The organism is Halorubrum sp. SP3 (assembly GCF_005435195.1).
Lineage (GTDB): Archaea > Halobacteriota > Halobacteria > Halobacteriales > Haloferacaceae > Halorubrum > Halorubrum sodomense.
The window spans coordinates 1-318 of sequence record NZ_SGTU01000528.1; the positions used below are offsets into that span (position 1 = coordinate 1).

Here is a 318-nt window from a genome sequence, read left to right on the forward strand (position 1 = left end):
AGAGAACTGGATCATCTTTCGGCCCGAGAGGGTAATCGCCTCGGCAATTCGCCAATCAAACAGCCGAAACGACGACTCCTCCGTGGCGAACCCCAACACGCCGTAGATCGAGTTGGTCACACGCTTCGTGGACCCGTACAGCGACGTACCGCGGTACTGGTTCTTCAGGTCGATCAGTTCCTCAACGCACTCCGTCAGAAAGCCCTTCTGGACATCGTGAGCGAGGAAGTAGACCTTCTCGTAGCGGGGACCAGCCCCGTCGTCACACGACCACTTCGTCGCAGGGGCGTGTGGGTCGTAGACGACCTTGTACTGACC

The 318-nt window shown here is 58.8% G+C and carries 1 protein-coding gene; it reads right to left on the bottom strand.

The annotated features are described in order from the left end of the window. A partial coding sequence (locus EXE42_RS17460) for a DNA polymerase domain-containing protein (protein ID WP_137707109.1) occupies nucleotides 1–318 on the bottom strand: 318 nt, incomplete at both ends.